This window comes from uncultured Acetobacterium sp., assembly GCF_927416815.1.
Lineage (GTDB): Bacteria > Bacillota > Clostridia > Eubacteriales > Eubacteriaceae > Acetobacterium.
The window spans coordinates 115251-125743 of record NZ_CAKMJU010000030.1; the positions used below are offsets into that span (position 1 = coordinate 115251).

7 protein-coding genes and 2 riboswitches are annotated in these 10493 nt (G+C 40.9%); all 7 genes read left to right on the forward strand.

Going from position 1 to position 10493, the window contains the following annotated elements; translation table 11 throughout:
- Positions 1 to 110: 110 nt before the first annotated feature.
- On the forward strand, positions 111 to 803 hold the full coding sequence (locus QZ998_RS05955; protein WP_296558845.1) for a response regulator transcription factor: 693 nt from the start codon (positions 111 to 113) through the stop codon (positions 801 to 803).
- A complete protein-coding gene (locus QZ998_RS05960) occupies positions 772 to 2880 on the forward strand; it encodes a histidine kinase dimerization/phospho-acceptor domain-containing protein (protein ID WP_296558853.1) in 2109 nt (702 codons plus the stop codon). The genes QZ998_RS05955 and QZ998_RS05960 overlap by 32 nt, the downstream gene beginning before the upstream one ends.
- Before the next feature lie 275 nt (positions 2881 to 3155).
- Positions 3156 to 4604 (forward strand): YDG domain-containing protein, encoded by a 1449-nt coding sequence (locus QZ998_RS05965; RefSeq protein WP_296558855.1) that lies wholly within the window; start codon positions 3156 to 3158, stop codon positions 4602 to 4604.
- Positions 4605 to 4797: 193 nt separating this feature from the next.
- On the forward strand, positions 4798 to 6351 hold the full coding sequence (locus tag QZ998_RS05970; RefSeq protein WP_296558857.1) for a hypothetical protein: 1554 nt from the start codon (positions 4798 to 4800) through the stop codon (positions 6349 to 6351).
- Positions 6352 to 6388: 37 nt separating this feature from the next.
- The gene (locus QZ998_RS05975) at positions 6389 to 7735 is read left to right on the forward strand and encodes a hypothetical protein (RefSeq protein WP_296558858.1); all 1347 of its coding nucleotides are present in this window, start codon (positions 6389 to 6391) and stop codon (positions 7733 to 7735) included.
- Positions 7736 to 7852: 117 nt separating this feature from the next.
- Positions 7853 to 8016: riboswitch (M-box (ykoK) riboswitch) on the forward strand.
- Between the two features lie 236 nt (positions 8017 to 8252).
- A complete protein-coding gene (locus QZ998_RS05980) occupies positions 8253 to 9182 on the forward strand; it encodes a magnesium transporter CorA family protein (RefSeq protein ID WP_296558860.1) in 930 nt (309 codons plus the stop codon).
- 62 nt (positions 9183 to 9244) lie between these two features.
- Positions 9245 to 9373: riboswitch (FMN riboswitch) on the forward strand.
- An 82-nt stretch (positions 9374 to 9455) separates the two neighbouring features.
- Positions 9456 to 10025, forward strand: a complete 570-nt coding sequence (locus tag QZ998_RS05985) for an ECF transporter S component (protein ID WP_296558862.1) — start codon at positions 9456 to 9458, stop codon at positions 10023 to 10025.
- The last annotated feature ends 468 nt before the right edge of the window (positions 10026 to 10493 follow it).

The window sequence follows — 10493 nt, forward strand, 5'->3', positions numbered from 1 at the left end:
ACAGGTGCGGAACTGTTTGTAAGAATTTCGTAAGGAAATTCGGAGTTGTTTTGACAGAAGTTTGTGTTAAAGTTAAATCAGGATGAAACAGAAAGGCGGAAACAAAGAGAATGAGTATTTTAATATGCGATGATGAAAAAGAAATCGTTGAAGCGCTGGAACTTTATTTAAAAAACGAAGGTTATACGATTTTAAAAGCTTATACCGGAAAAGAAGCCATCGCCCTGGTGGAAAAAGAAGAGGTTCAATTGATTATTATGGATGTGATGATGCCAGAAATGGATGGCCTTCGGGCAACCATGAAAATACGAGAGACAAAAAACATCCCGATCATCTTTTTATCGGCCAAAACCGAAGATAATGACAAAATCATGGGTTTGACCATGGGTGGCGATGATTATATTAGTAAACCCTTTAATCCGATGGAGGTGATCGCCCGGGTTAAATCGCAACTACGGCGCTATAACACCCTGGGAGGGTGTCCAGAAAAAGTGGGTACCTACTGTACCGGCGGCCTGGTGCTGGAAGATGACTATAAGCGCTTGACGGTCGATGGCGAAGAGGTGAAACTGACGCCGGTAGAGTACAAGATCATGCTTTTTTTAATGGCGGAGAAAGGCAAGGTGTTTTCGATTGACCAGATTTATGAGAATGTCTGGGAAGAGCCGGCTTATAATTCAGATAACACCGTGGCGGTCCATATTCGCCGGATTCGCGAAAAAATTGAAATTAATCCCAAAGAACCAAAATATTTAAAGGTGGTGTGGGGCATTGGCTACAAAATTGAAAACTATCGGGACTGATCAAAAATTTAAAATCGTTTGTTCGTTTTTAGCGGTGGTCTTTATTACGATCAGTTTGGGGTCTTTGTTTGAAGCTTATTGGTTCAATTGGGATTATATGGCAAATACCAACAATTATCTGGAGAGTGCTGAGCTGGAGAATAAGGTTCTGACCGCCTACGACCGGATCGATCGGGTTTATAATTTCTATCAAAGTGAAGAAAACATTCGTGCTGGAAATGCCATTGATTCAAAAGCCATTGAGACCTATAAATGGGATATATTGGCAGATCGGGACATTTATTACCCAGAGGATATGGGGCTGACTACCGAACAGGAGATGCTCAACGATGTCAGCTTCTGGGAAGCCTATGGTGATGAGCTTGAGCTGCAAAAAAAAGAGCTGATAAATGAAGGGCTCTTTCAGTATGAACGATTAAAAAAAGAGCTTGAGCTAACCCAGGGGTTAGCCTATATCATTGACAGTAAGGGCGTAAAAAACAGTCAGCCCAAGGATGTCGTTCAGGATGATCTGCTTAATCGACGGGTGAGCTTCACCTATAACAAGGGGGCGATATCGTCTAGCTTGTCTAATCTTAACCAAAATGAACCATTGGCTTATGCTGCAGAGCCCGATTTTATGGTAATCATTGGGTTTGATGATGCCTATATCGCCCAACGGGAAGTCATCTACCAGGCAGAGCGGCTGAAATTTCTTTGGCTGATGAGCATTTTCATGGTATTTTTTATTCTGGCTGCCATTTTTGCGCTGCTTGCATGTATTTCGGCTGGGCGTAAAAAAGATCTGCTAGGGATTCACCTTTTACCAATCGATGCATTCTGGATTGATGCCCACTTTTTATTGCTGCTAGGTGTGGAAACACTGATCATTGCAGCGATTGCATTTTTTTATGACCAGAATTTCCCGAGAGCGGTTATGCTGATGCTCATTGCCGTAGGTTCGGCTTTAGGACTAAACTTTTTACTGTCGCTGGTGCGAATTTTAAAAGATGGCAGTTTCTGGGAGCGGTTATTATTTCTTAAACTGATCAAACAAACATGGAAATTCACGAAAACCCAATTCGAAAAAATTAAGCGCTATTATAATGATGTCATGAAGGGATCACCGACTGTGAAACGATTTATGTTCTGGGCAATTCTACTAGTTGTACTGGCGCTATCTGTACAGGTACCGATTCTCGGCATCTGCTCTTTTATCTGTATTCTTTATCTGCTCTATTTAGGTGGTAAGAAAGCGAAGACGTATGATGGCATTCTGGAAGGATTGGATCGCATTAAAAATGGCGAGGTTGACTACAAACTAACCGGTTTTGATGGCGCTTTGGGAGAGCTGGCGGAGGGCATTAAAGCCATTGGTGATGGTATCGCATCAGCGGTATCCGAAGAAGTAAAAAGCCAGCGGTTAAAAACGGAGCTGCTGACCAATGTATCCCACGATATTAGAACCCCGCTGACCTCGATTATCACATCCATCGATCTGTTAAAAAATGGAAACTTAAATCCCGAGGAAAAGCTGAAATATTTAGATGTCTTAGAAAACAAGGCTCACCGCTTAAAAGTGTTGACCGATGATTTGTTTGAAGCAGCTAAAGCTTCATCAGGAAACATTGAAGTGGAGTTTCAGGCCGTTGATATGGAAATGCTGATGACTCAGGGCTTGGGCGAGATGGAAGGAGAGCTGCGAAATTCTCAGCTTGAGTTTATCACCCAATACCCTAAGGATCTTTTTGTCGTAACCGCAGATGGCCGTCTGATCTGGCGGGTGATCGAAAATCTGCTTTTTAATATTCTAAAATATGCCCAAAAAGAATCGCGGGTGTATATTGAGTTTTCAAAATGTGACGAAGAAAAAACGGGAATGATTGTTTTCAAAAATGTCTCGGCCCAACCTCTGAATATTTCACCAGAAGAACTGATGGAACGATTTAAACGCGGTGATGAAACCAGAAACAGTGAAGGCAGCGGTTTAGGTCTGGCCATTGCCAAGGACTTGATGACGATTCAACAGGGCGAGCTGAAACTGGAAATTGATGGGGATCTCTTTAAAGCTGCTATCATCCTTCCGCTGGCAGAATAACACGATAAAATAATCAGTTGAAATATTGAAACGGCTGAAAAGCAGGAAATGCAAATTTTGCTGAACCTGACAATCATAAAAAAAGACATACCAAATCCACCTTTAGGGGCAGGTTCGGGATGTCTTTTTTATGTAATGATTGTAAACAAACAATAACAAAGTAAATTATAAACGAACAATGGTCTGGTTTCATTGTGCACGGTGGTATAAATCGGTATAATTGAACAAGAATGTACAAAATATAGTGACAATTCATATTAATAAGGAAGTAACCAATGAAAAAGACCAAAAGTATCAGGCTGTTTTTGTGCTTAGTCTTAATGATCATTTTAAATCTAGTATGCTTTCCAATCGGCATTTTGGCAGAAAACCAAACGGATCAAGGTGCACTAGTCCCGGTTATTGCCTTCTCTCTGGACACTTTTTATAATGGAGAACCGCAAGCTTTGGCGATGGTAAATCCAGTTGCCGAGGGACCGGATCTTATTTCAGAACGGATTAAAATAACCTATAAAGGGATCCAGACAAATGGAGAAACCTTCCCATTATCAACGATTCCGCCTTCAGAGGCAGGAACCTATCAGGTTTTTGCAGCTTACGAGGGTGACGAAGCCTATCAGAGCATTGAAGATAAAAAAGAAATTCAAATAAAACCGATTGAACTTAAAACATCAGAATTCCTTGCGGAAAAGCCCATTACTAAAATTTATGATGGCAATACAACGGTGCCAGAAAATGCCTTAAAGGGATTAGGGAACCGGGGCGTTCTTGATGCAGATATAAATAAGGTTAGCTTTGACTATAAATTCGCCAGTTTTTTGTTTAAGGATGTGAAGCCGGCAAATCCAAATGTCGTCATTCTGAAAGAAATAACGATTTCGGGCGACAAAGGAAAAAACTATCGCATCGTCGATGAAAAAATCGATGAAAAGAATGAGACCAAACCGTTAACAAGCATCGACATTTCACTAGCAGCGGATATTTTGCCAAAGCCGGTCGAAGTCCTCCTTGTCGGTCAGGATAAGGTTTATGACGGTACCCCAAACCTCCATGATTACCAATTATCTGTTAACAAAACAGATTTGATTAAGGGTGAAAAATTAGCCACTTTAGCAACTGCAGATTTTTATCCTTACTACGGGGCAGTCAATATTCGGCAAAAAGATGTCGGGAATTACTATGTTTGGGCATCAGGTGGCTTCTATCTGTCTGGAGTCGATGGGGCAAATGCCGAAAATTATAGCATTAACAACCAAACGATTATTTCCAGGAAAAAGTATAATATTACCCCGGCTACAGTAACGGTTATCCCGGCCTATGTTTCAAAAATTCAAGGTCAAGCAGATCCAGCACTAACCTATTCTGTCTGGCAGGACGATTCGGGGGATAGTTTTAATAAGGGTCTTTACGCTGATGACGTGATGTTTGGATCCTTAGAACGTGAAGCCGGCGAAGTTGTTGGGACCTATGACATTTATTTAGGGAGTTTGAATAATTCAAATTATCGCCTTAACTTGGCTGACGGAGCCAATAAATTTGAAATATTAAAAAAAGCAGCAGTAGTGGCGATCTATGGCGGAAATGACTACAGCCATGGCGGAAATGGAGCAACCGAGAAGGAAACAGAATCGCCGGTACCCTACATGAGTATTGCTCTGCTATTGTTATTACTGATTGCCGGAGCCATCTTTTTTGGCAAGAATCGTTTAACAAAAATGGATTAGTTAAAATAAGAGTTGAAGAAAAAGATCTGTCTATAGACAGATCTTTTTTAGTGCCGCGAATGAGATCCAAACGATTTTAGAAGTAGTTTGAATAAAAAAAAGAAACGTTTGTGGCGGTTATATGGTAGAATATATGGTGTGTAGGGTAGCGATTACAACGAAAAAATTCAAGCCAGATGGAAAGGAAAAGAAAATGAGTAATGGAAATTTAAGTGGACGGATGTGGAAAATTGGAGCAATTGCAGCATTGATTTTGATGATGTTGCCGATGGGGATTTGGGCAGAAACAGACGGTCAAAAGGTAACGATGGTATCGATTGCCAGTTCACCATCCTCGGTGATCTTTAATGCCTCAGCTGACGAAATGGATAAGGCCGTGTATGATGCCATGAACATCGTCGTGGTAGATGGTGATTTTAATAAAATTGATTTTACTGCGGACGATATTGTTCTTGACTACAACCGGCTGGTTGGATTACAAAAGATCAACGTCACCTATATTGGTGACAGTGAGTACGAAAGCAGTACCGCAACCGGGAATATTATGATCAATGAGGTTCCTAAGAAAGACACCCGCCTGGTATTAAAAGTCAATCCCCCGGCAGTGGGATATTCCGCAGATGTGGCGACATTGGATAAGGCGGTTTACGATGATCTGGTTATTCAAGTGGTCGATGGTAATTCCAATAAGGTTGATTTTTCCCCAAATGACATTACTCTGACCTATAATCATGCGGTCGGAACTCAAAATGTTGTTGTCGCTTATAAGGGGAATTCCCAATACAATCCAAGCCAGGTAAACGCCTCGGTTCAGATTACAGGAAAGCAGGATACCAAGGTGTCGTTAGCGGCTAAGCCACCAGCCGTAGCCTATACCGGAGATTCCGCAAAACTTGATTTGGCGGTATATCAGGCATTGAGTATTGTGGTCGTGGATGCCGGTAACAATAAAATCAATTTTACAGCAGCGGATATCGATATGAGTTATAATCGTGCCACTGGAAAACAGGACGTTACCGTAAAATACAAAGGAAATGATCAGTTTTCTCCAAGCAGGGCAACCGTCGATATAGAAATCACCGGCCAGGTCGATCCTCCGGCACCAGCGAAAGAAAATACAACCATCAATCTGGCAAAACCACCAATCACAGTAGACTATAGCAGTGATTCAGGAAAACTCGATGCAGCCATTTATCAAGTGCTTGGAATTCAGGTGGTTGACAGCAAAAATAATCCCGTTAATTTTACAACAACCGATATTGAATTAAGCTACAATCGCCTTGCAGGCGATCAACCGGTGACAGTTAAATACAAGGGAACCGATAAATACAACAGCAGCAAAGCGACAGAAACTGTGATCATTGCTGAGAAAAAAGACAGTGCATTAGTAATTGCTGCCAATCCGCCAAGTGTTGAATATGATAGCGATACAAAAAAAATGGACGAGGCCGTGTATCAAGATCTTGCGATCGCAGTAGTCGATCAGGATAATAATCAGATTAAGTTTAACCGAGATGATATTGAACTTAGCTATAAAAACGAAGTCGGTGAGCAGGAAGTCATCGTCAAATACAAAGGAAACAACTATTTTAAAAATGCAGTGGCAACTGTAAGGGTAAATATTGTTGAACCAAATCCCGCCAATTCTTGGGTGAGTGCCGGGGTGGTCGGAATTATTGCTGCTATTGTTGTTGTTTTGGGTATTATTGGGGTAGTAATCTATCGTAAAAAGAAGCACGTAGAATAAATAATTGGGTTAAATGTATCTAACAAGGAGGGGGAAAATGAAGATCGAAGGATTTTGCAAGGCTACGTTGAGAACTGGCTGGATGGTATTGTTGGTCTTGATAATGCTACCCATGGGTATTTGGGCAACAGTTGGGGAAAAAACGGCGACCACCATATCGATAGCCAGTGCACCTCCTTCGGTGATTGTAAATCCATCCCCTCAAGCGATGGATCAGGCGGTATTCCAGGCATTGAGTATTGTAGTTTTAGATGCAGATTCAAACAAGATTGAGTTTTCTCAAGATGAGATCAGTCTCAACTATAACCGACAGGTTGGCACCCAAAGAGTTGATGTCAGATATAAAGGAAATGATCGCTATGAAAGCAGTTCAGCACTTGGCGGGATCACGATAACAGAAATACCTAGGACCGAAACCCGGGTGATCTTGAGTGCAAACCCACCGGTGGTAAACTATACCGGAGATTCGGCTAAGTTAGATTTAGCGATATATCAAGCGCTGGAGATTGTAGTAGTTGATGGAAGTAACAAGCAGATCAGCTTTACAGCAGCCGACATTGAATTGAGTTATAATCGGGAACCGGGTAACCAGGATGTAACAGTCAAATACAAGGGGAATGATCAATTTTTACCAAGCATGGGAACCGCATTTGTTCAAATACAAGGTAAGGTTGATCCACCGGCACCGACAAAGGAGAATACGAGTGTCATCCTTTCAAAGTCTCCAGTGCCGGTAGATTATCAGTCTGAACCAGGAAAACTAGATGCAGCGGTTTATGCGGTGCTTGAAATTAAAGTGACCGACAGCAAGAACAATCCCGTTACCTTTACCACAACTGATATTGAGCTTAGTTATAATCGGGTAGTGGGAGATCAACTCGTTACAGTTAAGTATCTCGGGAACGAGAAGTTCAATGGCAGCATGGCAACCCAAACCGTAACGATTTACGAAAAAGATGACTGTTCCCTGATTATCAATGATTATCCGGAAGAAGTCGAGTATGATGATGACTCAAACAATTTGGATGATTCCATTTATGAGGGGCTGGATCTGGATCTCGTCGATGAAAATAACAACAAAGTCGAGTATGACAGAAATGATATTGAGCTGGAATATGACAGGGAAGTTGGCGAACAGGAAGTGCTTGTAAAGTATAAGGGCAATAACGTCTATAAAAGTGCTGCGGCCACAGTACGGATTAATATTGTTAGGCCACCGGTAAACAATCCCTGGGTGATTGCTGGTGTAGCAGCGATTTTTGGCGCCATTATTGTTGTCAGCGGAATCCTTGCTGTTGTCATTTACCGCAAAAAACGCAGAGAGAAAGAAAAACTGGTAAACGAAGAAACAATAGCGCCGGAAAAAGATGAAATGGAAGAGTGATAAAAGTGCTGTTTTAAGACAAAAATTGATTGGTTCAATTCGTGTTCGGTTAACTTAAAAAGCATTGACAACGGGGAAATAAAACGATATAGTTAAGACGAACGATAAGAAATAAAATGTTTCTTTTGTTAGGTGAGGCTCCTATACAGATATGGCTGCTGCCCGGAAACATCGAAAGATGCCAATGGGTCAACAGGTACTATCGAATTAAGGTTTTACTTAATGCAGTTGGGCGATGCCCTAGGCTGTATAGTGCCAAAACTCAACGAATGGAGGAATCATTATTTTTGCTGTGCAAAAATCTCCTCTATGACAGAGGAGATTTTTTTATTAGATTGGCCTGAGAAGAACCAGAAGCGAAGCTGCAAATGGTTTTCTTTGGCATTAAATTAAAGAAAAGGAGTGAGATAGGATGGACGCAGACCCTGGTGAGAAGCGTATTGAACAAAACGAACAAAAACTGAGCGCCCAGAATATCTTAGAGATCATGGGCTGCTCTTAATAAAGGAGGAAAGCAATGATCAAAATCTATAAAACAATAGATGGCAAGATGCACGAAATTGAGTCCATTGAAAAGAATAGTTGGATCAATATGGTTAATCCAACTGAGGAAGAATTGCAGTTTATTACCAGAGAGTTAGAGGTGGAAGCTGATTTTCTTAGAGCGGCTCTCGATGAAGAAGAGGTTTCCCGGGTAGAACTGGAAGATAATAACCAGGCGCTCATTACTATTGATGTTCCGGTCATCGAAAAAGATACGAAGATGGTTCTTTATACAACCATCCCGGTTGGGATTATCCAAACCGAAGATAATATTATAACGGTATGTTTGAGAGAAAATACCATCATTGATGATTTTGCAAAAGGACGGGTCAAAAATGTCTATACAAATCTAAAAACTCGTTTTATCTTTCAGATTTTATATCGGGTTGCCAGTCGATTTTTAATTTATCTGCGACATATCAATCGCATGAGCACGGATATTGAGCGACAGCTCCATATTTCCATGAAAAACAAAGAATTAATCCAGTTGCTTGACCTGGAAAAGAGCCTGGTGTTCTTTTCAACATCGCTTAAGGCTAATCAGGGTGTTTTAGAAAAACTGGAGCGGGGACGTATTATTAAACTCTATGAAGAAGATAAAGAATTATTGGAAGATGTTCTCATTGAGGTACAACAGGCCATTGAGATGTCAAATATTTATGCCAATATTCTTAGTGGAACGATGGACGCATTTGCATCGATCATCTCCAACAATTTAAATATCGTGATGAAGATACTGACATCACTAACCATTCTGATGGCGATACCAACGATGATTGCCAGTTTCTACGGGATGAATGTTGAAGGTATACCGATACCTAATTTTTGGACGATTATTCTGATCTCGCTTGCCTGCACGGGGGTGGCAGCCTTTGTGTTATTCAAGAAAAAGATGTTTAGTTAGTGAAGGCTAAAAATTATCATTGACAAATAAATTTGATTGGGTATATAATAAAATAAATAAATAGTCTGTTTCAGGGCGAGGTGTAAGTCCTCACCGGTGGTGATGCGCGAAAGCGATAAGTCCACGAGCCGAAAGGCCGATCTGGTTGGAATCCAGAACCGACGGTATAGTCCGGATGAAAGAAATGGCGTACAGTTTTGCACGCGCAGCCCTTGAAAAGAAATTTTCAAGGGCTTTTTAGTTTACTGAACAGACAATTGAAGGAGGATTTTTATGAAAATCAAGACAAAACAACTGACACAGATGGCGGTATTGGCGGCAATGTCAATACTATTGGTTTATTTAATTCGATTTCCAATATTTCCGGCGGCTCCATTCCTGGAGTATGACCCGGCGGATATTCCTCTTCTAATTGGTACCTTTATGTTTGGGCCATTAGGTGGCTTGATTCTAACAATTGTCGTAAGTGTTTTACAGGGTGTTACAGTTAGTTCGGCCAGTGGTATTATTGGGATTTTAATGCATGTATTCGCGACCGGTTCATTTGTAGTAGTTGCCGGAAATGTTTACAAAAGGAACAAAACCAGAAAAGGAGCAATAACTGCCCTTGCACTAGGTACCGTAACAATGACAGTTACCATGGCTTTGTGGAATATTGCGATTACCCCTTTCTTTTTGGGAATACCGGTAGAAGCTGTTCTTCCGATGATCATTCCGATTATTATCCCCTTTAATCTGATTAAAGCAGGTGTAAATTCGGTGATTACCTTTGTTGTCTATAAATCTGTTAGTAAGGTATTGGGTTTGGAATTGCCAGAGACCAAGGTCGCAGAAAGCAAGTAACAAAATACTGATATACAATAAACGGATCTGAAATTTAAAATTTCAGATCCGTTTTCAATTTGCCAATAAATAGGGAAAGTTTGTTAAGGTTGAAAGAGGACAAGGTCATTAAATGGTTGCATTTTGGATTGCTGAAAGAAAACAGAAAAACTTATTGATAGAGAAACGAAAAAAAATTTAAAAAAGCGTTGACAGAGAAGAAAAAAGAGCGTATACTAATGAAGTTGTCTCGAACGGGGCAGCAAAACAAACAGAAGAAATTCTGAACACAACATAAAAGAATTTCAAAAAACAGCTTGACAATCAATAGAAACGACGATATAATAGAAAAGCTTCTTCAGTCGGAAACGATTGCGAGGCGGCGGTCATAGAAAGGGGTAATCGCAATATTCCACAAAGCCATGGTAACTGTCATTGTTACGGTACCTAGTGCAAGGGCAGTTATTGCTCCTTTTCTGGTTTTGTTCC

Bases quoted from the DNA above. Each gene is read 5' to 3' on its own strand.
- QZ998_RS05975 (WP_296558858.1), top strand. From the start codon at position 6,389: ATGAAGATCGAAGGATTTTGCAAGGCTACGTTGAGAACTGGCTGGATG.
- QZ998_RS05955 (WP_296558845.1), top strand. From the start codon at position 111: ATGAGTATTTTAATATGCGATGATGAAAAAGAAATCGTTGAAGCGCTG.
- QZ998_RS05965 (WP_296558855.1), top strand. From the start codon at position 3,156: ATGAAAAAGACCAAAAGTATCAGGCTGTTTTTGTGCTTAGTCTTAATG.
- QZ998_RS05980 (WP_296558860.1), top strand. From the start codon at position 8,253: ATGATCAAAATCTATAAAACAATAGATGGCAAGATGCACGAAATTGAG.
- QZ998_RS05970 (WP_296558857.1), top strand. From the start codon at position 4,798: ATGAGTAATGGAAATTTAAGTGGACGGATGTGGAAAATTGGAGCAATT.
- QZ998_RS05985 (WP_296558862.1), top strand. From the start codon at position 9,456: ATGAAAATCAAGACAAAACAACTGACACAGATGGCGGTATTGGCGGCA.